Origin of the sequence: Aquihabitans sp. G128, from assembly GCF_019048865.1 — a bacterium.
Lineage (GTDB): Bacteria > Actinomycetota > Acidimicrobiia > Acidimicrobiales > Iamiaceae > Aquihabitans.
Genome location: NZ_CP077604.1, coordinates 1638842 through 1662451, shown reverse-complemented (window position 1 = coordinate 1662451; position 23610 = coordinate 1638842). Strand labels below are relative to the sequence as shown.

21 protein-coding genes are annotated in these 23610 nt (G+C 72.8%); 10 read left to right on the top strand and 11 right to left on the bottom strand.

Annotated elements, in window-relative coordinates:
* Genes KSP35_RS07910 through KSP35_RS07900 form a run of 3 tightly spaced genes read right to left on the bottom strand, consistent with a single transcriptional unit; the run spans window position 1 to window position 3035 of the window.
* Window positions 1-912: a hypothetical protein gene (locus KSP35_RS07910; RefSeq protein WP_217000659.1), complete on the bottom strand. Its 912-nt coding sequence runs from the start codon at window positions 910-912 to the stop codon at window positions 1-3.
* Window positions 909-2408, bottom strand: a complete 1500-nt coding sequence (locus KSP35_RS07905; RefSeq protein WP_217000657.1) for an AAA family ATPase — start codon at window positions 2406-2408, stop codon at window positions 909-911. The genes KSP35_RS07910 and KSP35_RS07905 overlap by 4 nt, the downstream gene beginning before the upstream one ends.
* Window positions 2409-2423: 15 nt before the next feature.
* A complete protein-coding gene (locus KSP35_RS07900) occupies window positions 2424-3035 on the bottom strand; it encodes an N-acetyltransferase (RefSeq protein ID WP_217000655.1) in 612 nt (203 codons plus the stop codon).
* A 172-nt stretch (window positions 3036-3207) separates the two neighbouring features.
* On the opposite strand from KSP35_RS07900, the gene KSP35_RS07895 reads away from it, so the two are divergent.
* A complete protein-coding gene (locus tag KSP35_RS07895; protein WP_217000653.1) occupies window positions 3208-4617 on the top strand; it encodes an alkaline phosphatase PhoX in 1410 nt (469 codons plus the stop codon).
* A 256-nt stretch (window positions 4618-4873) separates the two neighbouring features.
* The gene (locus tag KSP35_RS07890) at window positions 4874-6124 is read left to right on the top strand and encodes a glutamate-5-semialdehyde dehydrogenase (protein ID WP_217000651.1); all 1251 of its coding nucleotides are present in this window, start codon (window positions 4874-4876) and stop codon (window positions 6122-6124) included.
* A gap of 27 nt (window positions 6125-6151) precedes the next feature.
* Here the strand turns inward: KSP35_RS07890 and KSP35_RS07885 are convergent, their stop codons facing one another.
* The gene (locus tag KSP35_RS07885; RefSeq protein WP_217000649.1) at window positions 6152-7411 is read right to left on the bottom strand and encodes a DoxX family protein; all 1260 of its coding nucleotides are present in this window, start codon (window positions 7409-7411) and stop codon (window positions 6152-6154) included.
* Window positions 7412-7814: 403 nt separating this feature from the next.
* On the opposite strand from KSP35_RS07885, the gene KSP35_RS07880 reads away from it, so the two are divergent.
* The 5 genes from KSP35_RS07880 (at window position 7815) to KSP35_RS07865 (ending at window position 11740) form a co-directional block, all read left to right on the top strand.
* A complete protein-coding gene (locus tag KSP35_RS07880) occupies window positions 7815-8717 on the top strand; it encodes a MoxR family ATPase (RefSeq protein ID WP_217000648.1) in 903 nt (300 codons plus the stop codon).
* Between the two features lie 13 nt (window positions 8718-8730).
* Window positions 8731-8919 carry a hypothetical protein gene (locus KSP35_RS24145; protein ID WP_254127039.1) on the top strand — a complete coding sequence of 63 codons (189 nt, stop codon included), beginning with the start codon at window positions 8731-8733 and terminating at the stop codon, window positions 8917-8919.
* A 31-nt stretch (window positions 8920-8950) separates the two neighbouring features.
* Window positions 8951-10255 (top strand): VWA domain-containing protein, encoded by a 1305-nt coding sequence (locus KSP35_RS07875; protein WP_254127038.1) that lies wholly within the window; start codon window positions 8951-8953, stop codon window positions 10253-10255.
* A gap of 82 nt (window positions 10256-10337) precedes the next feature.
* The gene (locus tag KSP35_RS07870) at window positions 10338-10655 is read left to right on the top strand and encodes a PadR family transcriptional regulator (protein ID WP_217000647.1); all 318 of its coding nucleotides are present in this window, start codon (window positions 10338-10340) and stop codon (window positions 10653-10655) included.
* Window positions 10652-11740, top strand: coding sequence for a hypothetical protein (locus tag KSP35_RS07865; RefSeq protein WP_217000646.1), 1089 nt, complete (start codon window positions 10652-10654; stop codon window positions 11738-11740). Before KSP35_RS07870 ends, KSP35_RS07865 begins: the two co-directional genes overlap by 4 nt.
* A 574-nt stretch (window positions 11741-12314) precedes the next feature.
* On the opposite strand, the gene KSP35_RS07860 is transcribed toward KSP35_RS07865, so the two are convergent.
* The 3 genes from KSP35_RS07860 to KSP35_RS07850 all read right to left on the bottom strand — a co-directional run bounded on the left by KSP35_RS07860 (window position 12315) and on the right by KSP35_RS07850 (window position 15677).
* The gene (locus KSP35_RS07860; protein ID WP_217000644.1) at window positions 12315-12503 is read right to left on the bottom strand and encodes a hypothetical protein; all 189 of its coding nucleotides are present in this window, start codon (window positions 12501-12503) and stop codon (window positions 12315-12317) included.
* 410 nt (window positions 12504-12913) lie between these two features.
* Window positions 12914-14767, bottom strand: a complete 1854-nt coding sequence (locus KSP35_RS07855) for a glycoside hydrolase family 15 protein (RefSeq protein ID WP_217000642.1) — start codon at window positions 14765-14767, stop codon at window positions 12914-12916.
* Between the two features lie 37 nt (window positions 14768-14804).
* Window positions 14805-15677, bottom strand: coding sequence for a PaaX family transcriptional regulator C-terminal domain-containing protein (locus tag KSP35_RS07850; protein ID WP_217000640.1), 873 nt, complete (start codon window positions 15675-15677; stop codon window positions 14805-14807).
* 97 nt (window positions 15678-15774) lie between these two features.
* Here KSP35_RS07850 and KSP35_RS07845 point away from each other — a divergent pair, with 97 nt between their 5' ends.
* Window positions 15775-17313 (top strand): AMP-binding protein, encoded by a 1539-nt coding sequence (locus tag KSP35_RS07845; RefSeq protein ID WP_217000638.1) that lies wholly within the window; start codon window positions 15775-15777, stop codon window positions 17311-17313.
* 29 nt (window positions 17314-17342) lie between these two features.
* Here KSP35_RS07845 and KSP35_RS07840 read toward each other — a convergent pair whose 3' ends face one another.
* Window positions 17343-18494, bottom strand: a complete 1152-nt coding sequence (locus KSP35_RS07840) for a serine hydrolase (RefSeq protein WP_217000636.1) — start codon at window positions 18492-18494, stop codon at window positions 17343-17345.
* A 124-nt stretch (window positions 18495-18618) separates the two neighbouring features.
* Here KSP35_RS07840 and KSP35_RS07835 point away from each other — a divergent pair, with 124 nt between their 5' ends.
* Window positions 18619-18840 (top strand): DUF2630 family protein, encoded by a 222-nt coding sequence (locus KSP35_RS07835; RefSeq protein ID WP_217000629.1) that lies wholly within the window; start codon window positions 18619-18621, stop codon window positions 18838-18840.
* Window positions 18841-18868: 28 nt separating this feature from the next.
* Window positions 18869-19525, top strand: a complete 657-nt coding sequence (locus KSP35_RS07830) for an O-methyltransferase (protein WP_217000627.1) — start codon at window positions 18869-18871, stop codon at window positions 19523-19525.
* A gap of 69 nt (window positions 19526-19594) precedes the next feature.
* Here the strand turns inward: KSP35_RS07830 and KSP35_RS07825 are convergent, their stop codons facing one another.
* The 3 genes from KSP35_RS07825 to KSP35_RS07815 all read right to left on the bottom strand — a co-directional run bounded on the left by KSP35_RS07825 (window position 19595) and on the right by KSP35_RS07815 (window position 23594).
* The gene (locus KSP35_RS07825) at window positions 19595-20344 is read right to left on the bottom strand and encodes a phosphoadenylyl-sulfate reductase (RefSeq protein WP_217000625.1); all 750 of its coding nucleotides are present in this window, start codon (window positions 20342-20344) and stop codon (window positions 19595-19597) included.
* Window positions 20341-22110, bottom strand: a complete 1770-nt coding sequence (locus KSP35_RS07820; protein ID WP_217000623.1) for a nitrite/sulfite reductase — start codon at window positions 22108-22110, stop codon at window positions 20341-20343. The genes KSP35_RS07825 and KSP35_RS07820 overlap by 4 nt, the downstream gene beginning before the upstream one ends.
* A 137-nt stretch (window positions 22111-22247) precedes the next feature.
* Window positions 22248-23594, bottom strand: a complete 1347-nt coding sequence (locus KSP35_RS07815) for a hypothetical protein (protein WP_217000621.1) — start codon at window positions 23592-23594, stop codon at window positions 22248-22250.
* Between the last annotated feature and the right edge of the window lie 16 nt (window positions 23595-23610).

Below are 23610 nucleotides of genomic sequence, written 5' to 3'. Positions count from 1 at the left end.
TCATCCCACCTTGTCTCGGACGGCGTAGAGGTCGCCTGCGCGGTCGTCGGGTGCCAGTCTGCCGGTGCCGGGCACGACGCCGGCGTCACGCAGCGCCTGCTGCACACCGCTGCTCGTGAGCGCCGACCCCGCCACGAGGTCCTTCGTCCCCCGGCGCGGCGCCAGCACGATCGTGGCCTGGGCGACAGGGGTGGCCGTCAGCACGGTCAGGTTCTCGGCTCCCTCGAAGGCGTCGGTGGTGCCCACGAGGTAGTTCAGGGCGCCGACCTTCGTCTGCAGGGTCCGCAGCTGGTCCGGGAACGGGTCCTGGCCGTCCGGCGGGCTGTTCACCAGAGACTGGAGGCGCTGGTCGGGGATGTCGCGGAAGCCGCTGTCGGCGTCGGGGACGAGGCTCAGGGCGATCGGGTAGAGGCGGGCCAGGCTCTCGGCGGTGGTGCCGGTGCCCACGCCGATGGCGGCGCTCGACGATGCCTCCTGGTCGAGGCACGTCCACGGGAACGCCACCTGGGTGCAGCCCGACGGTGCTCCCGTGAGCTGGCTGCCGCGCACGGCCACCGCCAAGGTGGAGGCGCCGAGGGGCGCACCGGCATCCCAGGGCTTGTTCGCGCTGGCCTGCTCGGCATCGATGTCGGCGATGCCGGGGGCCGGGTCCCAGGTGATCCAGCCGTCGAGCGCAGCAGGCGGGGCGGCGGCGTCGGCCAGGTCGAGCGCAGGGGTGTCGGCGGCGATGCGACCGTCGGCCTCGAGGGCGTCGCAGATGCCCTGGAGGTCGGGCGTGCAGGCGACCACGGGCTTCCCGCCGTCGTCGCCGGAGGAGCCGCCCGAGCCGTCGTCGCTGATCATCGAGCGGACGAACACGGCCACCACGACCAGGGCCACGGCGCCGACGATCGCCAGGATCCGCTGCCTCACGGGGCGGCGCTCCCGGTCGGCCCGCCGGCAGGGGTGGCGGGGGCCGGGGCGGCCGGCTCGGCGTTGCCGTGCCGCGGGCCCTCGCCCGGGCCGGCGATGTCCTCGGCGACGAGGGTGGTCAGCTGCTCGTCGGTGGGGTCGGTGATGGCCACCACCCGGCCGGCCTGGCGGGCGACGGCGTCCTCGAACAGGTTGCGGGCCAGGCGGCCGTTGCCGAACCCCTTGTCCCGGGGCACCGAGGCGAACCAGGCCCGCACCTTGGCCTCGGCGGAGGCGTCGGGCCGGTAGCCGGCCTTCTCGCCGACGGTGCTGAAGATGCTCCACAGCTCGTCGTCGGTGTAGTCGGGGAAGAAGATGGTCTTGGGGAACCGCGAGGCCAGGCCGGGGTTGGCGGCGATGAAGGTGGCCATCTCGTCGGGGTAGCCGGCGGCGATCACCACCAGCTCGTCGCGCCGGTCCTCGATGACCTTCACCAGGGTGTCGATGGCCTCGCGGCCGAAGTCGTTCTCGCCGCCGCGCGCCAGCGCGTAGGCCTCGTCGATGAGCAGCACGCCGTCGGTGGCCCGGTCGGCGACCTCCATGACCTTGAGGGCGGTCTGCCCGACGTAGCCCGACACCAGGCCGGAGCGGTCGGTCTCCACCAGCTGGCCCTTCCTCACCACGCCCAGCGACCGGTAGATGCCGGCCAGCAGGCGGGCGACGGTGGTCTTGCCGGTGCCGGGGTTGCCGGTGAAGACGAGGTGGCGGCTCTGGGGCGACGTGGGGAGGTTCCGCTCGGCGCGCAGCTGCTGCACGCGCAGGAGGTTGGTGACGAGGCGGACCTCGGTCTTCACGCTGTCGAGGCCCACCAGCTCGTCGAGCTCGGCGAGCAGCTCCTCCAGCGGCCGGGCGGGCGGCAGCTCCTCCTCGGTGGCGACGGCCGGCGTGGCGGCCGCCTCGGCGGCAGGGGCACCGGGGCCGGCGACGGCCGCCGGCGCCCCGGGCCCGGGAGGGCCGCCTGGGGTGAGCGGCGAGGCGGGCAGGCCCGACATGGCCCCGAGCAGGCGGGTGCGCAGGTCGTCGATGGCCTGCAGCTCGGGCCGCGAGGGCTGGGCGTCGAGGGCGATGACCGTGAAGGCGAGGTGGATGCCCCGGTCGTAGTACGTGCGGCTGTGGGTGGTGCCGAAGCGCTGGTCGGCGGTGACCAGAATCTCGAACATCGGCGACACCTGCTCGAGCCAGGCGGCCCGGCCCACCAGGAGCGACGTGCGGCGCAGCTCGTCGGGCTTGGCCCGGCCCAGCTGGTCCGGCATCCAGCGGCCGAAGGCGAAGATCACGCCCCAGAGCTCGTCGTCGGTGTGGCTCTTGTCGACGTCGATGAACGCGGTGACCAGGTTGAACGCCTCGGTCGCGACGTCCTGGTCGAGGCGCCGGCCGTCGAGCGCGGGGAGGCGGCCCACGACGTCGCGCATGGCCGCCGCCACGTCGGCGACGAAGACCTCGACCGCCTTCTGCACCTGCTTCGGGGGGGATCATCGTCGGTCCCTCATCCCTTTGGCTCCCGCCACGTCAACCACATGGTCGGCCCGTCGGCCAGCGCCAGCTCCTCGGTGACCTCGAAGCCGTGCCGAGCGTAGAACGGCACGTTCTGCTCCTTCGACGACTTCGAGGTAGGCGGGCAGGCCCTGTTCGTCGCAGCGGTCGGTGACCGCCCGGATCAGCGCGCTGCCGACGCCGTGGCCCTGGTGGGCGGGGTCGGTGCCGAGCACGGCCAGGTACCAGTGCAAGCGGGCCTTCGGGTGCTTGGCCTCCATGGCCGAGACGGTGCGCAGGCCGCGGACGCTGCGGCTGCGGAACAGGCGCAGCGACGGCAGCAGCAGGGCGACCGACTCGCTCGGCTTGGTCTGCCAGTGGCCGGGAGAGGACCACAGCGCCGCCCCGCGGAGCTCGTCGTCGACCAGGACCTCGCCGTGGCCGCGGAGCTGCGTGCGGGCCTCGGCGGCGAACCACGCCGCAGCCCGCTCGGACCAGGAGGCGCGAGGCGAGGCCAGCCACGACCACACGGGATCGTCGGCGAAGGCCGCAGCCAGGGCTTCGCCCACGCGCGGGATCTCGTCGGGGGTCGCCGGGCGGACCGTGGGCACGGCGCAACCCTACCGGTGGCCGCCCGGGCGCCTCGGACCAGCGGTGGGCCCGCCGGCCGGCCCGCCACCCGAGGGCCACGAGGTCCTCACCCAGGCTTCACCTCCCGGTGGGGCAGGCGCCAGGTCGACCCGTCACCCTCGGGGCACCCGTCACCTTCACCAGGAGCCCCCCATGCCTGCATCCCGTCGCCAGTTCCTCCAGGGCGCCGGCGCCGCCGCCGTCGGCGTCACCATCCTCGGCCGGGCCGAGCCGCTGCTCGCGGCTTCCGACGCCGCCACCCACCACTTCTCCCGAGGCACCGGCTACGGCCCGCTCGTGGCCGACCCCGCCGGCCTGCTCGACCTGCCCAAGGGCTTCCGCTACCAGGTGGTCACCCGGGCCGGCGATCGCCTCACCGACCTGTCCGGCCGCCCGACCCAGGCCCTCGTGCCGGGCGCCCAGGACGGCACCGCCGCCTTCGCCGGGCCCCGTGGCTCGACCGTGCTGGTCGTGAACCACGAGCAGGGCGCCACCGCGGCGTTCCCGGCCACCGCGCCGGCTGCGTACACCTACGACCCCAAGGCCGTCGGCGGCACCAGCACGATCCACGTCGACCGCCACGGGAAGCGCCAGGTCGAGTACGTGAGCCTGGCCGGCACGTGGAGCAACTGCGCCGGCGGCCCCACGCCGTGGGGCACCTGGCTGACCTGCGAGGAGACCGAGCAGAAGGCCGACGGCACGACCGCGCTGCGCGACCACGGCTGGGTGTTCGAGGTCGACCCCTCGACCCCCGGGCACAACCAGGACCCCACCCCGCTCACCGCCCTGGGCCGCTTCGCCCACGAGGCGGTGGCCATCGACCCCGGCCGCGGCCACGCCTACCTCACCGAGGACGCCAGCGGGCCCAACGGCCTGCTCTACCGCTTCACCCCGGCGGATCGCCGCCACCGGTACGGGGCGTACCGCAAGGGCGGCTACCTCGAGGCCATGCTGGTCCCGGACCTGCCCGACCTCTCCACCGAGACCCGCATCGGCGCCCGCCACCGCGTCCAGTGGAAGACGGTGCCGGACCCGCTGGCCACCTCGGTCTCCACCCGCAAGCAGTTCACCTACGCCAACGGCGCCACCACGATCACCGGCCCGGGCGGGGCGATCACCCGCAGCCGCAAGCTCGAGGGCATCTACTGGCAGGACGGGCTGGTGCACGTCGTGGCCTCCTTCGCCCGCCTCGCCGACGGCAGCCGGGCCGAGCACGACGGCCAGGTGTGGGCCTACGACCCGCGCAAGGGCACCATCGAGCTCGAGGTCCTCTACGCGGTCAACACCGACACGGCCTCGGATCGCCCTGACGGCCCGGACAACATCACCGTCACCCCCTCGGGCGGCCTGGTGCTGGCCGAGGACGGCGAGGGCGCGTCGCACGTCCTCGGCGTCAATCGCTGGGGCGAGACCTTCCTGATCGCTCGCAACGCCCTCAACGACAGCGAGTTCACCGGCCCCACGTTCTCCCGGGACCGCTCCACCCTGTTCGTCAACATCCAGACCCCCGGCATCGTCCTCGCCCTCACCGGCCCCTGGTCCCGCGGCTCCGCCGCCCTCTGACCGACCCACCCACACCCCACCACCCACACCCCACCACCCACACCCCGACGAACTTGTGGGCCGACGCTGCCGAAAACGGCGGTCTGGGCCCACAAGTTCGAGGGGTGGGGCGCCCGACCCGGGAACTTGTGGGCCGACGCTGCCGAAAACGGCGGTGTGGGCCCACAAGTTCGGGGGAGGGGTGTGGGGCGGCCGACCCGGGGGGGTGGGGGCCTGTCGTTGGGGGTGGGGGAGGGGGCGCCGGTATCCTGCGGGCGTGTCCGAGACCTCTGCCATCGCCGCCCAGGGCCAGCGAGCCAAGGCCGCCAGCCGGGTGCTGGCCACGGCCTCGAGCACGCAGAAGGACGACGCGCTGCTCGCCGCCGCCGACCTGCTGGTCGACCGGACGGCCGACGTGCTGGCCGCCAACGCCACCGACGTCGAGCGTGCCATCGCCGGCGGGGTCGCCCCCACGGTGATCGACCGGCTCCGGCTCGATGCCGGCCGGGTGGCGGCCATGGCCGGTGGGCTGCGCCAGGTGGCGTCGCTGCCGGACCCGGTCGGCGAGGTGCTCGACGGTTGGGTCCGCCCGAACGGGTTGCGCATCAGCCGGGTGCGGGTGCCGCTCGGCGTGGTGGCGATCATCTACGAGAACCGGCCCAACGTGACCTCCGACGCCGCCGGCCTCTGCCTGAAGTCCGGCAACGCCGCCTTCCTCCGCGGCTCCTCGGGGGCCATCACCTCGAACCAGGCGATCGCGGCGGTGCTGCGCGAGGCCTACGTCAAGGCCGACCTGCCCGCCGACGCGCTGGTGCTCGTCGACGACACGTCCCGCGAAGGTGCCGTGGCGTTCATGCAGCAGCGGGGGTCGATCGACTGCCTCATCCCGCGCGGCGGCCCGTCGCTCATCCGCTCGATCCTCGACAACGCCACGGTGCCCTACGTCGTCGACGGCGACGGCAACTGCCACGTGTACGTCGATGCCGCCGCCGACCTCGAGATGGCGGCCCGCATCATCCACAACGCCAAGACCCAGCGCCCCTCGGTGTGCAACGCCGCCGAGACCCTGCTGGTCCACCGAGCCGTCGCCGAACCGTTCCTCGCCGGGCTGCCCGACGTGCTGGCCGGCGTCGAGATGGTGGCCGACCCGGCCACCATCGCCCTGCTGCCGTCGGCCACCGAGGCCACCGAGGACGACTGGTCGAACGAGTTCCTCGACCTGAAGCTGGCCGTGAAGGTGGTCGACGGCATCGACGAGGCCATCGACCACATCACCCGCTACGGCTCCGGCCACAGCGAGGCCATCGTCACCGGCTCGCTGGCCGCCGCCGACCGCTTCACCCAGCGGGTCGACGCCGCCGCCGTGGTGGTCAACGCCTCCACCCGCTTCGTCGACGGCGAGGAGTTCGGCTTCGGCGCCGAGATCGGCATCAGCACCCAGAAGCTCCACGCCCGGGGCCCGATGGGCCTCCGCGAGCTCACCACCGCCAAGTACCTCGTGCGCGGCGACGGCCAGACCCGGGGCTGACCCCGGGCCCGGCCCGTCACCAAGGGATCAGCCGGCCACCAGGTCCTGGGCACGAGCCGTGAGGTCGTGGAAGCGGGCGGCTGCCACATCCGGCAGGTCGCTCTGGCGAGCGGCCTTGGCCACGTCCTGGCCCTTCGCCTGCGCGGCCTTCGACAGCTCGTGGCCCCGCTTCTGGGCCACCTTCGACAGGTCGGCCGCCTTGTCCGAGGCCGCGTCGCTGAACGCCGAGGCCCGCTCCGAGGCCACCTTGGCGTAGGCGTCGGCCCGCTTGGCCGCCACCTTCTGGTACTTCTTCGCCTGCTTGCGGGCCTGCTTGCCGTAGACCTCGGCCTCCTTGCGGGCGGCCTTGCCGGCCGCCTTGGCCCGGCGTCGGCCGGCCTCGCCGGCGTCGGACGCGTTGGCCGCAGCAAGGCGACCGGCGGCCTTGGCGTTGGCCTTCACGGCCCGGGACCCGATGACGGCGTTGGCCTTGGCGGCGGCGCCGGCGACCTTGGCCTCCTTGCGGGCGTGTGACGCGCGGTAGCCGAGGCCGGGGCGGCCCTCGGTGTCGACCGCAGCCAGGATCAGGCCCCCGACCAGGCTGACGTTCTTGAAGAAGTGGACCTGCTGGGCCTTGCGCTCTTCGCCCTCGGCCTCCCAGAAGCGGTGGCCGGCGACGGTGGTGGGGATGAGGGTGGCGGCCAGGGCGGCCGAGGACAGGCGCGGGAGCTTGCCCAGGCCGAGCAGCACGCCGGCGCCCACCTGCACCGCCGCGTTGACCTTCACGTAGGTCTCGGTCTCGAAGGGCAGCGGCTTGCCGGCGGCCACCGCGGAGACGGTGCTGCGCACCTCGGTGGCCACACCGCCCACCTTGTCGGAGGCGGCGTGGGCGGCGTCGGACGCCTTGGCGGCCACTCCTGCCGCCTGGTCCTCGGCGCTGGTGGCGACCTCGGCGGCCCGGTCCGTGGCCTCGTCGACCTTGGCGGCCGGCGCGTCGCCGATGCGGTCGTCCGCCTCGGCCTGCTCGGTGGCGGCGTCGCCGGCGGCGCGCACCTTGTCGGCTGCGGTGCCGGCGGCGTCGACCGCGCCCAGCGCAGCCTCGTCCACCTTGGCTGCCGCCGTGGTGGTGGCGTCGTCGATGGCGGTGGCGGCGGCCTCGACCTTGTCTTGGCCGGCGGCGGCCACCTTCTGGGCGACGGGCTGCACGGCTTCGACGATGCGGTCGACCACCGGTTCGGCCAGCTCGGCACGAGGGCCGGGGTTGCGCAGGGTGTCGACACCTCCCGAGACGAAGACGGAGGCGAGCATCGGACGGGCGAGACGGCGTACCAACATGCTCGCTGCCTGCCCGCTCGTCCCGGGGGCCAGACCCCCGCGTCAACCGATCGAGTGCCCTTGCGCCCGTCGACCGCGGGTGGGACGGCCTGGACCGCCGGGCGCGACCACGTGGCGCCCGGTCCGGAGGGCGAGGTCGAAGGGAGCGAGGGGCGCTGGTCCGTGGGCGAGCCAGCGGCCGATGGGGGAGCGGTGGTGGTGGGCCATGGGGCCATCGTCCGCCCCTGCCGCAGCCGGCGCATCGGTCGGTCCGCGCGCCGTGGTCCACGACGCCTACGTCGCGGCCGACGTAGGTCGCCGCCTGCTCACCGGTCGTCTGCGGCCCGACCGTGGAACTGATTGACCGGCTGGTCAAGATGAGCGTTATCCTGCGCGGATGACCGACCACCGCTTCGAGTCCGTCTCCGAGGTCCGCGATGGCCTCCGCAAGGTGGACTACCTCTCCGACGAGGGCATCGCCGGGATCGTGTACCTCGCCGACCGGCTCCAGAAGCCGATCCTGGTCGAGGGCCCGGCCGGCACCGGCAAGACCCAGCTGGCCAAGTCGGTGGCCGAGCTGATCGGTGCTCGCCTCATCCGCCTCCAGTGCTACGAAGGCCTCGACGAGGCCAAGGCGCTCTACGAGTGGAACTACAAGAAGCAGCTCCTGCGCATCCAGGCCCAGCGCGGCGACGAGGGCTGGAACGAGGTCGAAGAGGACCTCTTCTCCGACGAGTTCCTGCTCGAGCGCCCGCTCCTGGAGGCCATCCGGGCCACCGAGCCGGTGGTGCTGCTCATCGACGAGGTCGACCGCGTCGAGGTCGAGACCGAGGCCCTGCTGCTGGAGATCCTCTCCGACTACCAGGTCTCCATCCCCGAGCTCGGCACCATCGAGGCCAAGCAGATCCCGATGGTGTTCCTCACCTCGAACAACACCCGTGAGCTCTCCGAGGCGCTCAAGCGCCGGTGCCTCTTCCTCCACATCGACTACCCCGACATGGAGCGCGAGAAGGAGATCGTCCTCACCAAGGTCCCCGACATCACCGAGAACCTGGCCGACCAGGTCGCCCGCATCGTGCGGTCCCTGCGACAGCTCGAGCTGAAGAAGTCGCCCTCGGTGTCTGAGACGCTCGACTGGGCCAACACGCTCATGCTGCTCGGCGTGGAGCAGATCGACGCCGAGACGGCTTCGAGCACCGCCAACATCCTGCTGAAGTACCAGACCGACATCGCCAAGGCGGTGCGCGAGTTCGCGGCCGACAAGCAGGGCATGAAGGCCTTCGCCCCCGGCCCCAAGTGAGCCTGGTCCTCTCGTGACCGACACCGCCGACCCGCTGGCCCCCAACGGCGACGGCGGCGCGCCCGGCATCGCCGGCGAGCCGCTGCTCGAGCTGCTCAACGGGTTCATCGGGGAGCTGCGCGAGGCCGGCCTCCCGGTCAGCCTCACCGAGAACCTCGACGCCATGGCCGCCCTGCGGCACATCCCGCTTCGAGGACCGTGAGGCGTTCAAGTACGCGCTGGCCGCCACGCTCGTGAAGAACCAAGCGCACTGGCGCTCGTTCGAGACGGTGTTCGAGGTCTACTTCTCGCTGCGCGGCTCGAAGTACGGGCTCGACGACGACAGCCTGGAGCAGGACCTCGCCGACCTGCTCGACGACGACGAGCGCGACGGCCAGGGCGACCAGGGCAGCGGCCAGAGCGGCCAGGGCGGCGGCGACGCCCTCACGCCCGAGGAGCTCCAGCAGCTGCTCTACCAGGCGATGATGAAGGGTGACGAGAGCCTCATGCGGGCCATCGCCCGCCAGGCCGTGAAGCGCTTCGCCGGCATGGAGCCCGGCCGGCCCGTCGGCGGCACCTACTACCTCTACCGGACGCTTCGGAACCTCGACCTCGAGGGCCTGCTCGAGAAGATGATGGAGCAGCGCCGGGACCAGGCGTCCCAGGACGGCCAGGAGCTCTCCAAGCTGGAGGAGCGCCTCGAGCAGGACGAGTACGAGCACCGCATCGACGCCCTGAAGAAGGAGATCGAGGCGGAGATCCGTCGGCGGCTGGTGGCCGACCGGGGCATCGAGGCCATGGCCAAGACGCTGCGCAAGCCGCTCCCCGAGGACGTCGACTTCATGCACGCCAGCCGCGAGGAGATGGTGGGGCTGCGCAAGGCGCTGATCCCGCTCACCCGTCGCCTGGCCGTGCGCCTGGCCCGCAAGCGCCGCCACAACCGGCGTGGCCCCCTCGACTTCCGCCGCACCGTCCGGGCCTCGCTGAGCTACGGCGGCGTGCCCGCCGAGCCCAAGTTCCGCCACCCGCGGCCCCACAAGCCCGAGATCTTCGTGATCGCCGACATCTCCGGCTCGGTGGCCGCGTTCGCCCGCTTCACCCTGATGCTCGTCTACGCCATCAGCGGCCAGTTCTCGAAGGTCCGCTCGTTCGTGTTCATCGACGGCATCGACGAGGTGACCTCGTACTTCGAGGGCGTCGAGGACGTCACCGAGGCCGTGCACCGGGTCAACACCGAGGCCGACGTGGTCTGGGTGGACGGCCACTCCGACTACGGCCACGCCTTCGAGGTGTTCCACAACAAGTGGGGCAAGGACATCGGGCCCAAGACCACCGTGATCATCCTGGGCGACGCGCGGAACAACTACCACGCGTCGCAGAGCTGGGTGATCAAGGAGATGCAGAAGAAGGCCCGCCACGTCTACTGGCTCAACCCCGAGCCCAAGTCGTACTGGGACACCGGCGACTCGATCGTCGGCGACTACGCGGCCTACACGAGCGGTGCCTACGAGTGCCGCAACCTCCGCCAGCTCGAGAAGTTCGTCGAGAAGCTGGCCTAGGGCCGCAGGTCCTCGGCGGCAGGTCCTCTGCAGCCGCTTGACGATGCATCGGATGCCGATGCATGATGCGCACGTGGCGACGATGCGGGAACCCACGTACCTGATCCTCGTGGCGCTCGGTGCCGGCGAGCGCCACGGCTACGGCATCACCCAGGACGTGCTCGACCTCTCCGACGGCCGCGTGAAGCTCGGCGCCGGCACCTTGTACGGCGCCCTGGACCGGCTGGTCGACGAGGGGCTGGTGGCGGCCACGCGCAGCGAGACCGTCGAGGGCCGGCTCCGCCGCTACTACGCCCTCACCGAGCACGGCGGCTCCACCGTGCGGCTCGAGACCCAGCAGCGCCTCGCCGTCGCCCGCGCCGCAGCCACCCACCTCGGTCTCGCAGGAGGCCTGGCGTGAGCCGGGCGGAGCGGTCGGCCCGCCGCATCCTGTTCCTCTTCCCGGCCTGGCTGCGCGCGACGAGGGGCGAGGAGGCCGTCGCGCTGGTGCTCGATCTCCTGCCCGGGCACGCTGCTCGGCTCCCGGTCCGGTCCCGCCTCGACCTCGCCCGAGCCGGCCTCCACGCCCGCCGCATCGGCACGCCGCCGCTCTGGGTGTGGCTCACCGTGCTGCTCGCGTCGCCTCGGGGTCGGTTCGGCACCGTGCCCCTGCGGTGGCAGCGGTGGGCGTCCCACCTGGTGCTGCAGCGCCGCCACGCCGTCGTCCTCGCCATCCACCGGTCGGTGGCAGCCGGAGTCCTCGTGGCCGCGCTCGCCGCCGCCTTGCGGGGCGTCGGCGACCTGGTGAACGTCCCGTTCGCCCTGGTCTTGATCGCCATGAACAACCTGGTCGGGCGCACTGCGGACCAGTGGCGGTTGGCCGTGCTGTCGCGCAACGGCCTCGATGGCGAGGGGCGGCCGCTGCCGCCATCGGGGTGGACGGTGTCCCGGGGCTGGCCGCGGTGCGCCAACGCCCACCTCTCGACGCTGGGGACCTGGTGGCTGGCGGCCACGCTGGCCGCGGCGGGGGTCGCTGCGGTCTTCGAGGTGCGTGAAGGGCCAGCAGCCGCCAGCGCCGTGACGGCGGTCGCCAGCACCTCGGGTGCCGCCTTCCTCGCTGCGGTGGCCCTCGGCCTGCTCCGACGCCGGCTGCGGCGCCTCGACGTCGACGAGCTGCCTCAACCCGGCGAGGAGCCTCGCCGGCCCCGTCTCGGCCAGCTCGTGGTCGTGATCGGCGCCGCTGGTCTCCTGGTCGCCCGTTCGGCCACCCTCGCGCCCATGGGGTCGTGGCCGTCCATCGGTGGCGTGGCGATCGCCGTGGCCGGGTCACTCGCCGCGGTTGCTCTGCTGGCGCGCCAGGACCGCCGGTCGGGTCGGCGCGTGGGGCTGTGGGAGCTGGCTCCCGTGCTCGGGCCGGGTCGGGTGGTCCGGTGGGCGGAGCCCGTCGGACCGCTGCCGTCCCCGCCCGCGGGCCGGCGCTTGCCGCCGCCGCCGGCGAGGAGCTGAGCGACGGCCGCTCGGCGGCGAGAAAGCACATCGTTCAGTGATACCTTTTCGCTATGGCTGAACAGAGCCCTTTTCCCTTCCAAGGCCCGCTGGCCCCGGGCGAGGTGTCCGGGCGGCAGGCGCTGCGCCAGGACCTGGCACAGCGGCTGACGGAGCACCGGCTGACCGCCCTGCTCGGGCCGCGGCGCTACGGCAAGACCAGCGTGCTGCGGCAGGTGTCGGCCGACCTGGCCGAGGTCGGCCCCGAGACCGTGTGGGTCGACCTCTACGAGCTGAGCTCCATGGCCGATCTCGCGGGCGCCTTCGACCGGGGCCTGGCCGCCACCCGCGGACCGTTGCGCGAGGCGCTCGACCTCGCCGCCGCGTCCGTGTCGCTCTCGCTCGGCGCGCTCGGCGTCCAGCTCTCGAAGGGGCCCCGAGATCGGCCCGACCCGGTGCTCGTCCTCCGATCCCTGCTGCAGCTGCTGGTGCGCACCGCACAGAAGCGCCCGCTGGTCCTGGTCCTGGACGAGTTCTCCGGCATCGCCGGCGTCGACCGGGCGGCCGGGGTCCTGCGCACCGAGCTCCAGCACCACTACCGCGAGCTGGGGATCGTGTTCGCCGGGTCCCAGCCCTCCACCATGCGGATGCTCTTCACCGACCAGGCCCAGCCGTTCTTCTCCCAGGCCGACCTCATCGAGATCGGGCCGCTCACCGACGCCGAGGTTGCCGACAACCTGGCCGACGGCTTCACGCGGACCGGCCGCTCGCCGGGGCCGGTCATCGGTCCGATCGTCGCCATGGCCGACGGGCACCCGCAGCGGGCCATGCAGATGGCCGACGCGGTGTGGCAGCGGGTGGCGCCCGGGGACGCCGCCACCGACGACGACTGGCAGGCAGCCCTGGCCGCCACGCGGGCGGCGGTCGACAGCGGCTCCGAGCGCCTGCTCGAGCTCATGCCGGCCGGCCACCAGAAGGTGCTGCGAGCCGTCGCCTCGGGCGGGAGCGTCTACGGCACGGCGGCCGGCGCGCTGTCGCTCTCGGCGGGCACGGCGCGCCGGGGTGCAGGCGCTGCTCGGCAGCGGCTACCTCGCCCGCCGCCCCGACGACCGCCTGGTGGTGGTGGACCCGCTCTTCGCCGACTGGATCCGTCGCCGGTTCCCGGTCTGATCCCGACGGGGAGGGGCGGCTCGGTCAGCCGCGGTGCCAGAGGGCCCGTCGGGCGCTGCGCCCGGTCGGCGGGCCGGCGTCGGCCTCCTCGCCGCTTCCCCGCCCCTCGACGCCGCGATCGTGGCGGGAGAGGGCGATGCCGGTGGCGACGAGGGCGGTGTGGGAGAAGGCCTGGGGGAAGTTGCCGAGCATCCGCTGCTCGGTGGGGTCCCACATCTCCGCCAGCAGGCCGACGTCGTTGCGCAGGGCCACGACCCGCTCGAAGATCTCTCGGGCCTCGTCGATGCGGCCCTGCAGGATGAACACGTCGGCCAGCCAGAGCGTGCACATCAGGAACGTGCCCTCCTGGCCGCCGACGCCGTCGTCGGTCTTGGCGGCGTCGTAGCGGTGCACGAAGCCGTCGTGGGTCAGCTCGTCCTGGATGGCGGCGACGGTGGCCACCACCCGCGGGTCGTCGGGCGGCAGGAAGCCCACCAGGGGCACCATGAGCAGGCTGGCGTCGAGGGCCGTGCCGCCGAACTCCTGCACGAACACCCCGCGGTCGTCGACCCCCTTGGCCAGCACCTCGGCGTGGATGCGCTCGCGCAGGTCCGTCCACCGGTCGACCGGGGCGTCGGTGCCGCGGCCCTCGGCGATGCGGATGGCGCGATCGATGGCCACCCACGCCATGACCTTGGAGTGGGTGAAGTGCCGGCGACCGCCGCGCACCTCCCAGATGCCGTCGTCGGGCTCCTCCCACCGCTTCTCGACCACCTCGACCAGCGCCCGGCCGACCTTCCACACGTTCGGCTGGTCGTCGGCCACCACCAGGTGGCCCTCGTAGAAGGCATCCATGACCTCGCCGAACACGTCCAGCTGGAACTGGTCGTGGGCGCCGTTGCCCACCCGCACGGGCGAGGAGCCCTCGAAGCCGGGCAGCCAGTCCAGCTCCAGCTCGGTGAGGCGGTGCTCACCGGCCGGGCCGTACATGATCTGCACGTCCTCGGGCCGTCCGGCCACGGCCCGGAGGAGCCAGTCCCGCCAGGCGGCCGCCTCCTCGGTGTAGCCGGCGTCGAGCAGCGAGGTCAGGGTGAACGTGGCGTCGCGCAGCCAGCAGTAGCGGTAGTCCCAGTTGCGCGGGCCGCCGATGCTCTCGGGCAGGGAGGTCGTCGGCGCCGCCACGATGCCGCCGGTGGGCTCGTAGGTGAGGCCCTTCAGCACTGTGATCGAGCTGCGGATGACGTCGTCGTAGGGGGCGAACTGCTCGCAGCGGCCGCTCCAGTCGCTCCACCAGCGCGTGGTGCGCTCGATCGAGTCGGCCACCGAGATCGGCTCGGGCGGTTCGAGGTGCGAGGGGCGCCAGGCGAGGTCGAAGGGCACCTCGTCGCCCTCGGCCACGGTGAACTCGGCGACGGTGGACCAGTCGTCGGGGCGGTGCTCCACGGTGGTGCGGAAGGCCAGGGCATCGGGCCCGGCCACCATGCGCAGGCCGCCGTCGACCCGCCGCACCCAGGGCACGATCGAGCCGTAGTCCATGCGCACCGTGAGGTGCATGCGCATGGGGACCGTGCCCCGGATCCCTCGCACCAGGCGCACGACGTCGAGGCGATCGTCGCCCCGGATGGGCATGCAGTCGACCAGCTCGACCTCGCCGTCGGCAGTGGTGAACCGGGTCTCGAGCACCAGGGTGCCGGGCCGGTACCGCCGCCGCACGGCGGTGACCTCGCCGACCGGCGCCAGCAGCCAGCGCCCGTGGTCCGGCGTGCCCAGCAGCGCGGTGAAGCAGGCGGCCGAGTCGAAGCGGGGGAACGTCAGCCAGTCGATCGAGCCGTCCCGCCCCACCAGCGCCGCCGACTGGGTGTCCGACAGCAGGGCGTAGTCCTCGATCCGGTTCGTCACGCCGTCGGGTCTACCCCGACCGGGTGATCCCTGCCCGTCAGGAGCGGGCGACGAACTCGTCGAAGGCGGCGAACAGGGCGGGCCGCTCGTGCTCCTCGCGCAGGCGGAGGGCGAGGCGGCGGCTGGTGACGAGCAGGTCTCGGGCGGCGCGGCCGGGCCACGGGCGGGGGAGCAGCTCCGGAGGCAGCAGGGGGTCGCGCAGGAACACCTCCTGGAAGGCGATGACCATGCGCAGGGCGCCAGGCAGGAAGTCGGCGTCGGAGATCCGGTCGTGGCGCTCGCGCAGCCGCTCGAGGACCGGGACGATGCGCTGGTGGTCGGCCACGAAGCGGGTGTAGCTGCCGGCCAGCTCGTCGACGGGCCAGAGGGCACGGGCCAGCGCGCGGGCGTCCCGGGTCCCGCCCACCTCCAGGTCGTCGGTGCCGGCCAGGCTCAGCCGATCGAGCACGTCGAGGTGCTCGGCGATCTCGCGCACCTCGTCCTCCCACGGGCGCGGCGACACGTAGAGCCCGTTGTTGATGACGGCGCCGCCGGCGTCGAGCAACCGGTCGCGCAAGCGGTCTCGCGCCGCCCGCTTGTGCTCGGGGATGGCGAAGGCCGCCAGGTGCCACCGGCCGTCCCAGCCCTGGCCGGTGCGGTCCTGGCGGTAGGCGAGCTCGTGGCGGCGCAGGGAGCCGAGCCGGAGCACGTCGCCGGCCGGCGTGGTGTGGAACGTGGCTGAGCGGCCGCTGCCGTCGCGCTCGAGCAGGCCCTCGCTCAGCAGTCGGCGGAGGCACGAGCGGACCTGCTCGTCGGACTGGCCGCACGCGGCAGCGACGTCGTAGAGCTCGCCGGCGTCGATGGTGCCGTCGGGTCGGGCCATCCCGAACACCAGGACCCTGGTCGGAACCTCGACGGCCGTGACGCGCACGACCGTCATCGTCACCGACCGCCCCCGCCGGGTCAAGCGGCCCTCCGCTTGACCGGCCGGTCAAGCACGGTCCCGCAGCGCTGGGTACGGTCCGGGCATGCACCCCGGGATCCACGCCGCGACCGCCCCCGACCGACCGGCCATCGTGATGGCGGGGTCGGGGGAAGCCCTGACCTACGGCGAGCTCGACGAGCGGGCCAACCGCCTCTCGAACCTGTTCCGCTCGCTCGGGCTCCAGCCGGGGGACCACGTGGCGATCTGCGTGGAGAACCACGTGCGCTTCCTGGAGCTGGCGTGGGGCGCGCACTACGCCGGGCTGATCTACACCTTCGCCTCCACTCGCCTCACGCCCGAGGAGCTCGCGTACATCGTCGACGACTGCGACGCCCGGGTGCTCATCGCCTCGGCGTACACGGGCGAGCAGGCCGCGGCCGTCACCGAGGCCACGCCCAAGGTGGAGGCCCGGTTCGTCCTCGACGGCGACCTGCCGGGCTTCGAGCGCTACGAGGACGCCATCGCCGCCCAGCCTGCGGAGCCGCTGCCGGACCGCCAGGCGGGCGTCGACATGCTCTACAGCTCGGGCACCACCGGCAAGCCCAAGGGGGTCGAGATCCGCTTCGCCGGCGTGCCGCTCGAGACGCCCACCGGCGTGACCCTGCTCGCCATGGGCCTGCTCGGCTTCGGGGAGGAGATGCGCTACCTCTCGCCGGCGCCGATGTACCACGCCGCGCCGCTGCGCTTCTCGATGTCGGCGCACCAGGCGGGTGGCACCGTCGTGGTCATGGAGCGCTTCGACCCGGAGACGGCGCTGGCGCTGATCCAGGAGCACCGCATCACCCACAGCCAGTGGGTGCCCACCATGTTCATCCGCCTCCTGAAGCTCCCCCAGGAGGTGCGGGACCGCTACGACGTCTCGTCCATGGAGGTCATCGTCCACGCGGCCGCCCCCTGCCCGGTGCCGGCCAAGCAGCAGATCATCGAGTGGTTCGGCCCCATCGTGCACGAGTACTACGCGGGCACCGAGGGCAACGGCTTCGTGTACTGCAACAGCGAGGAGTGGTTGGCCCACCCGGGCACCGTGGGCAAGAGCATCCTCGGCCCCATGCACATCTGCGACGACGACGGCGAGGAGGTCCCGGTGGGCACGCCCGGCACCATCTACTTCGAGAGCGCGGCGGCCTTCGAGTACCACAACGACCCGGAGAAGACGGCGAAGTCCCGGCACCCGAAGGGCTGGAGCACGCTGGGCGACGTGGGGCGGGTGGACGAGGACGGCTTCCTCTACCTCACCGATCGCCAGGCGTACATGATCATCACGGGCGGGGTGAACGTGTACCCCCAGGAGGCCGAGAACATCCTGGCCATGCACCCGGCGGTGGCCGACGCCGCGGTGTTCGGGATCCCCGACGACGACTTCGGCGAGGCGGTGAAGGCCGTGGTCCAGCCGGTCGATCCGGCCGCCGCCGGGCCCGAGCTGGCCGCCGAGCTGATCGCCCACTGCCGGGCCCACCTGGCCGACGTGAAGTGCCCGCGCACGGTGGACTTCCGCGACGAGCTGCCCCGGCACCCCACCGGGAAGCTCTACAAGCGGCTCCTCAAGGACGAGTACTGGGCGGCGGCCGGCCGGGCGATCTGAGCCCGGGTCGCCTCGCGGTCGGCGCGAGCTCAGCCCTGCTCGGCGAGGCCCTGGTAGGCGGCGAAGACGAGCATGGCGCCGCGCAGGTCGCCCACCAGCCCGTCGGCCATCTTGTTCATGACGTAGGCCACCGAGAGGCCGGCGTCGAGGTCGGTGACCGCGATCGAGCCGCCCCAGCCGCCCCAGAAGAAGGAGCGGGGGTTCGGGCTCAACGGGATCAGGTCGTTCATGAGCCCGAACCCGGTGCCCATGCGCATCTTCATGCCCAGCACCAGGTCCTGGTTGTGGGCCTGCTCCACCAGGATGCGTTCGACGCCGGCGGGGGAGAGCAGGGTGACGCCGTCGACGGTGCCGCCGTTGGCCAGCATCGAGTGCACCCGCGCCACGGACCGGGCGTTGCCGGTGCCGCCGGCTGCGGGGATCTCGGCGGCCCGCCACTCCCGGGTGTTGCACTCCGCGCCGGTGATGGGGGCCGAGAGGAGGGTGCGGACCGCGACCGAGGTCAGGTCGACGCCCGCTGCGCTCAGGTCGCCGCCGAGGCCCACGCCGGGCGGGACCATCTCGCCGACCCGGTGCTCCTCGGACTCGGGGAGCCCGATGTGGAAGTCGGCGCCGAGGGGCTCGGCGACCTCCTCGCGGAAGAACGTGCCGATGGTGCGCCCGCTCACCCGGCGCACCACCTCGCCCTCGAGGTAGCCCTGGGTGAGCGCGTGGTAGCCGGACGCGGTGCCGGGCTCCCACCACGGCGCCTGGGCGCCGAGCACCGAGACCGCCTTGTCCCAGTCGTAGAGGTCGGCGGGCTCGATGGCCGGGTCCCAGCCCGACAGGCCGGCCGTGTGGCCCATGATCTGGGCCGTGGTGATGCGGTCCTTGCCGTTGGCGGCGAACTCGGGCCACACGTCGGCCACGGGGGCGTCGAGGTCGAGCTCGCCCCGGTCGGCCAGGATCAGCAGGGAGGTGGCCGCCATGGTCTTGGTGGTGGACCACACGTTGACGATGGTGTCCTGCTGCCACGGGGTGCCCTCGCCGTCGGCGTCGCCGGCCCAGAGGTCGACCACCGGCTCGCCGTGCAGCGTGACCGCCACGCTCGCCCCTCGCTCGAGCCCGTCGTCGAAGTTCTTGGCGAACTGGGCGCGCAGCGCCTCGAAGCCGGGCTTGGCGGTGCCGTGGATCTCGGTCATGGGGGAGCCTCCTGGGGTTCGGGCGGACCATATCGCCGGCTCGGTGCGCCCGCCGGGCGGATCGGGCGCGCGACCGCACCTGCCGCCGGTACGGTCCAGGGCACCCGACCCGAGGAGCCATCCCATGGCCGACGCCGAACTGATCGCCACCATCGACGCGCTGGTGGCCGAGGAGCACGAGGTCCGCTCGTCCGGCGAGCCCGACCCGGACCGCCTCGCCCACCTCGAGGAGACGCTCGACCAGTGCTGGGACCTGCTCCGCCAGCGCCGGGCCAAGCGCCAGTACGACCAGCCCGACACCTCCGACGTCCGAGACGTCAAGGTGGTCGAGGGGTACCAGCAGTGAGCGCCGGCGCCGGGGCGGGGATCGCTCGATGAGCAACCGCCCGTTCCTCCTCGACGACGCCCTGTGGGGCTACGTCGTCGACCACAGCGCCAAGGTCGACCCGGTCATGGCCCGCCTCACCGAGCGCACCGCGGCGCTCGGCAGCCGGGCGACCATGCAGGTCGCCCCGGACCAGCAGGCGTTCCTCACCATGCTCACCCGCTTCGCCGGCGTCACCAACGCCGTCGAGGTCGGCACCTTCACCGGCTCGTCGGCGCTGTGCGTGGCCCGGGGCCTGGCCGACGGCGGCCGCCTGCTGTGCTGCGACGTCAGCGAGGAGTGGACCGCCATCGCCCGCGAGGCGTGGGAGGAGGCCGGCGTGGCCGATCGCATCGACCTGCGCATCGCCCCGGCCATCGAGACGCTCCAGGCGCTGCCGCCCGACCCGGTGATCGACCTGGCGTTCATCGACGCCGACAAGACCGGCTACTCGTCGTACTACGAGGAGCTGGTGCCCCGCGTGCGGCCCGGCGGCTGGATCGTGGCCGACAACACCCTGTGGGGCGGCGCCATCACCGACGCCTCGGACCAGGACGACGCCACCAAGGCGCTGCGGGCCTACAACGCCCGGGCGGCGTCGGACGATCGCGTGCAGACCGTGCTGCTCGCCGTGGCCGACGGGCTCACCATCTCCCAGAAGCGCTGACGCCCCAGACGGGCTCTGGCGACGGCGCCCGGCTCGCCGAGGGTCGAGACCACCGCCTGGCGGACCTGCTCAGGACAGGTGCAGGCCGCACTCGGTCTTGTCGGAGTTGCGCCAGCGGCCGGCGCGAGGGTCCTCGCCGGGGGCCACCGGGGTGGTGCAGGGCATGCAGCCGATCGACGGGTAGCCCTGCAGCGTCAGCGGGTTGACGATGATGTCGTGCTGGGCGATGTAGTCGTCGACGTCCTGGTCGGTCCAGTTGGCGATGGGGTTGAGCTTCACCAGGCCACGGAGGTCGCGGGACACGATGGGGGCCGACTCCCGGGTGGCGGCCTCCTTGCGGCGCAGCCCGCTCATCCAGGCGTCCTTGCTGGCGAGGGCGCGGTCGAGCTGGCCGACCTTCACCGCCGAGCAGCAGTTCTCCGGGTCGGCCTGCCAGAGCTCTTCCTCCTGGCGGGCGACGGTCATCATCCGCAGGTTGAGCCCGTAGCGCCGGCGGACCTGCTCCACCGTGGCCAACGTCTCCGGGAAGTGGTAGCCGGTGTCGATGAAGATGACCTCGATGGCGGGGTCGATCTTGGTGGCGAGGTCGATCAGCACGGAGTCGGTCATCGAGGCGCTCATGGCCAGGTGGTGGCCGAAGTTGTCGACGCCCCACTGGATGATCTTGGAGGCCGGGAGGCGCTCGAACTCGTCGTTGAGCTCGGCCAGCTCGGCGTCGGAGTAGTCGGTCCGGTGCGTGTCCGGAAGGCTCATGCGGGCTCCAGATCGGCCTTTGAGCGAGCGGATGGGGGTCTCGGTGGGCTGGTCCAGCAGCGTCACGTCGCACACTCCGATTCGCCGACCTCGGCCACGTACGGACCGGTCTCGGCGTAGTCGACGTAGAAGTCCGGGGCCTCTTCGAAGGTGGGGAACTCGTCGAGGTCCTTGAGCTCGGCGCCCAGGGTCTTGACGCCGCCGGAGCGGTCCATCCACGAGCGGAAGGACTCGCCGGCCTCGCGCTCGGTGCTGAACCGGCGCACGACGCGGACGGCGGCCTCGGGGGCGTTCTTGGCCGGCAGGCGCAGGGCCCGCTCGCCGAAGTGCACCTGCTCCTCGCCGACGTAGCCGCCGAGCAGCATCGTGTAGCCCGGGGCCGACCGGCCGTGGGCCCGTCGCTCGGCACCGGAGAAGCCGATGTCGGAGATGTGGTGCTGGCCGCAGGAGTTCGTGCAGCCGGAGATGTTGGTGCGGATGCCGCCGACGTCGGCCAGGCCCTCTTCCTCGAGGCGCAGGGCGATGGCGTCGGCCAGGCCGCGGGACTGGGTGACGGCCAGGTTGCAGGTGTCGGCGCCCGGGCAGGACACGACGTCCCGGGAGAGCTCGGCTCCGGCCTCGGCCATGCCGATGGCCTGCAGGCGGGCGTACAGCTTCGGGAGCTGCTCCTCGGTGAGACCGAGGAAGGCGACGTTCTGCCGGTTGGTGAGGCGGACCTCGGCGGCGAACTCCCGCTGGATCGAGGCGAGGGCTCGGAACTGGTCCGAGGTGATGTCGCCGAGCTTGGCCCAGGCGATGGCCGACACGGTGCCCTTGGCGGTGCCGCGGACGACGTTGGCGTCGTCCCAGCGCTCGTAGGGGTCGTTCGAGCGGAGGGTGACCGGGGTGCCCTGGCCGATGGCCGTGGGCGTGACGGTGACCGACACGCCGGCGGGGGCGTCGCCGTGCTTCTGCACCTCGGCGGGGATGCCACCCGGCCAGGTGGACGAGGCCAGCAGGAACTTGCGCTCCTTGAGGATGCGGCGCTGGGTCTCCTCCCACCCGAGGGTCTGGACGACCCACTTCATGCGGGCGCGGAGCTTGTTGTCGCGGTTGCCGGTGCTGTTGAACACCCGCAGGACGGACTCGATGGTGGGCAGCAGCTCCTCGCGCGGCGTGAAGTCCTCCAGCGCCAGCGCCGGGAACGGGTTGGCGCCGAGGCCGCCGGCGACGAAGACCCGGAAGCCGAGCTCGACGGTGCCGTCCTCGAGGGTGCGGGAGGCGCCGATGATGCCCACGTCGTTGAACATGGCCTGGCCGCAGTCGGTCTCGCAGCCGGAGAAGTTGATCTTGAACTTCCGGGGCAGGCGCTGGCCGATGGGGTTGCGGACGAAGTGCTCGTAGGTGGCCTGGGCCCAGGCGGTGATGTCGAGCTTCTCGTGGGGGCAGGCGCCGGCGAGGTGGCAGCCCATGACGTTGCGGACGGTGTCACCGCACGCCTCCCGGGTGGTGAGCCCCACCGAGGCCAGCTCGCGCATGGCGTCGGGCACCCGCTCCAAGGCGACGTAGTGCACCTGGATGTTCTGCCGGGTGGTGATGTGGCCCCAGCCACGGGAGTACTCGTCGGCCAGGCGGCCGAACAGGTCGAGCTGCTCCGGGGTGACGCCGCCGTAGGGGATCTTCACCCGCAGCATCTGGTTGTGGCCGCCCTGGCGCTGGCCGTAGATGCCGTTGGTCAGGCGGAAGACGCGGAACACGTCCTCGTCGACCTCGCCGGCCAGGTAGCCGGCCAGGACCCGCTCGAACTTCTCGATGTCGGCGGCTTGGCCGGGATCGATCTCACGCTGGAGCATTGGGGTGCCTTCCGGTTGCGGCGAACTCCACGGAGGCATAACCGACCCGGGGAGTCAACAATTCCCCACCACGATCCCAAATCTTGAGCGTCGCGGTCAACAATGCACGGCCGCGGCCAGGTGCGGACGGTCTCGGATCAACCCTTCGGGTGGCGCAGCCGAGCCAGGTGCGGGTGCGCGAGCGAGGCCGAGAGCACCAGCAGGAGGGCCAGGATCGGCTCCGAGGGGGAGCGCAGCCGGGCCGTGCCGGTCTCGACCATGACCGAGACCGCACCGGTGTACAGGCACAGGGCGAGGCCCACCAGGAGCACCCGGGCCGTGCGGCGGGGGACCTGGCCCACGAGGGCGAGCCCCGGCACGAGGGCGAGGAGGCCGAGGAAGGCGGCGAGCAGGAGCAGGTGCAGGGCCTCCTGGACCTGCGCCGGTCCCCGGCCGAGCCCGAGGATCGCCGGCTGGGAGTCCATGTTGGCGTAGTTGACCGAGGCGGTCTTCACGGTGTCGACGTAGCCGAAGGGGTTGTGCAGGATCAGCTCGAGGTCCATGCGCAGCACGTAGCGGTCGAGGGCGGGGCCCTGCAGGCCGGTGGCCCGGGCCAGCGCCGGTCGGGCCCGCCAGATGAAGTTCCCCGGCGCCGACGACTCCCCGCGCAGCAGGGCGGCGTCGCGCTCGCGGATGAGCACCGACCGCGCCGGCTCGTAGGAGCGAGGCAGGTCCTCCACGTACGGGCTGGTCCGCGAGCTCAGGTGGTACGGCATCAGCGGCGTCATGCCGTAGGAGTCGAACCGCACCCCGTTGTAGGCCGACAGCGCCATCACCACCGCCAGCGCCGGCAGCGCCACCGCCAGCGCCGGAGCTACGGCGATGCGCGACCGGCGGGTGCGGTGTGCGGTGCGTGGGCGAGCGACCCTCTCGGGCAGGGCGGCGACCACGGCGACCGGCACGAAGAGCAGGGCGAAGGTGGGCCGCACCAGGGCTGCGAAGCCGATCAGCCCGCCGGCCGCCAGCGCCCGGGCCAGCCGCCGGTCCGGGCGACCGGGGGTCACGGCCAGCCAGAAGACCACCGTGAGCAGGAAGGCCGAGAAGCCCTCGGTGCCCTCGTAGACCACCCGCAGCAGCACCGGCGGCGTCACCAGCAGCGCCGCCAGCACCGTCCGGCCGGTGCGGCCGACGCCGTGGCGCCGCGCCACGTCGACCACGAGGGCCACCGTCACCAGGTGCATGGCCAGCTGCACGGCGAAGAGCAGGTGGCTCGACCCGTGGTGGGAGCCGGTCGCGAGGAGCAGCAGCGGGTAGCCCGGCGTCCGGTCCGGCAGCGACGGCCAGCCGTGCAGCAGCAGGTCGGCAGCCTGTCGGTAGCTGACGGTGTCGGCCATGGGCCGGGTGACGCCGCGCCACAGCACGGTCGCTATGAGCGAGGCGACGGCGCACACCGCCACCGCCGGGCGGTCTCGCGCCCACAGCCGTCCCCAGAGCCCCCCGTGCACCGGGCGAGTGTACGAG

Coding starts and splice junctions, on each gene's coding strand:
- KSP35_RS07895 (WP_217000653.1), top strand. CDS start 3,208: ATGCCTGCATCCCGTCGCCAGTTCCTCCAGGGCGCCGGCGCCGCCGCC.
- KSP35_RS07835 (WP_217000629.1), top strand. CDS start 18,619: ATGGCCGACGCCGAACTGATCGCCACCATCGACGCGCTGGTGGCCGAG.
- KSP35_RS07820 (WP_217000623.1), bottom strand. CDS start 22,110: ATGCTCCAGCGTGAGATCGATCCCGGCCAAGCCGCCGACATCGAGAAG.
- KSP35_RS07885 (WP_217000649.1), bottom strand. CDS start 7,411: ATGCTCGCCTCCGTCTTCGTCTCGGGAGGTGTCGACACCCTGCGCAAC.
- KSP35_RS07845 (WP_217000638.1), top strand. CDS start 15,775: ATGCACCCCGGGATCCACGCCGCGACCGCCCCCGACCGACCGGCCATC.
- KSP35_RS07860 (WP_217000644.1), bottom strand. CDS start 12,503: ATGACCGGCCCCGGCGAGCGGCCGGTCCGCGTGAAGCCGTCGGCCAGG.
- KSP35_RS07870 (WP_217000647.1), top strand. CDS start 10,338: ATGCGGGAACCCACGTACCTGATCCTCGTGGCGCTCGGTGCCGGCGAG.
- KSP35_RS07880 (WP_217000648.1), top strand. CDS start 7,815: ATGACCGACCACCGCTTCGAGTCCGTCTCCGAGGTCCGCGATGGCCTC.
- KSP35_RS07830 (WP_217000627.1), top strand. CDS start 18,869: ATGAGCAACCGCCCGTTCCTCCTCGACGACGCCCTGTGGGGCTACGTC.
- KSP35_RS07840 (WP_217000636.1), bottom strand. CDS start 18,494: ATGACCGAGATCCACGGCACCGCCAAGCCCGGCTTCGAGGCGCTGCGC.